Source organism: Candidatus Hydrogenedentota bacterium (assembly GCA_016791475.1).
Classification (GTDB): domain Bacteria; phylum Hydrogenedentota; class Hydrogenedentia; order Hydrogenedentales; family JAEUWI01; genus JAEUWI01.
In genome coordinates, this window is the sequence record JAEUWI010000206.1 from 1 (window position 1) to 746 (window position 746).

The following is a 746-nucleotide window of genomic DNA, read 5'->3' on the forward strand; positions in this document are numbered from 1 at the left end:
GATGCTCTGAAATTCACGAACCATTAACGGATACGGATGCGGGCCGAGTGCCGAACCGAGCAAGTAATATGTGTCGGCGACATTGGTGACCCAATCTCGAAGTGCCTCGTTGATAGCATCCTTCAGCGTCCTTGATCCTGAATCAACCCCTCGGACCTCGGCTCCGAGCAAGCGCATGCGGAAGACATTCAGTTCCTGCCGACGCATGTCTTCAGTGCCCATATAAACGACACAAGCAAGCCCAAAATGGGCACAGACCGTCGCCGTGGCAACGCCGTGCTGGCCAGCGCCGGTCTCTGCGACGATCCGCGTTTTGCCCATCCGTCGTGCCAGAAGTATCTGACCGATGCAGTTATTAATCTTGTGGGCGCCCGTGTGGTTCAGATCCTCACGTTTCAGGTAGACCCGAGCACCGCCCAGGACCTCGGTCAACCGTTCAGCGAAATATAGAGGTGTCGGCCTGCCGACAAAATCTCTGAGCAGTTCATCAAATTCCGCGCGAAAGGCGGCATCATCGCGGTATGCAAAAAAGGACTCGGTCAGCTCATCCAGCGGTGCGACCAGCGTTTCCGGAACAAATCGCCCGCCGAACTCACCCCAATAACCTCGATCGTTTGGTTCGTAACTGGTCATGCTTGTTTCGCAATTCGAATGAATGACTCGACCCATTTCGGATCTTTTATCCCCGGCGACGATTCAACCCCGCTCGCAACATCGACGGCAAATGGCCTGAGCAGGGAAACGGC

2 protein-coding genes are annotated in these 746 nt (G+C 55.5%); both read right to left on the reverse strand.

All coding sequences use genetic code 11. The features are described 5' to 3' along the window. Positions 1–633, reverse strand: a 633-nt coding sequence (locus JNK74_28725; GenBank protein ID MBL7650169.1) for a pyridoxal-phosphate dependent enzyme, incomplete at its 3' end; no start/stop codon positions are given. After that, a partial coding sequence (locus JNK74_28730) for a phosphoribosylanthranilate isomerase (protein MBL7650170.1) occupies positions 630–746 on the reverse strand: 117 nt, incomplete at its 5' end. The genes JNK74_28725 and JNK74_28730, both read right to left, overlap by 4 nt.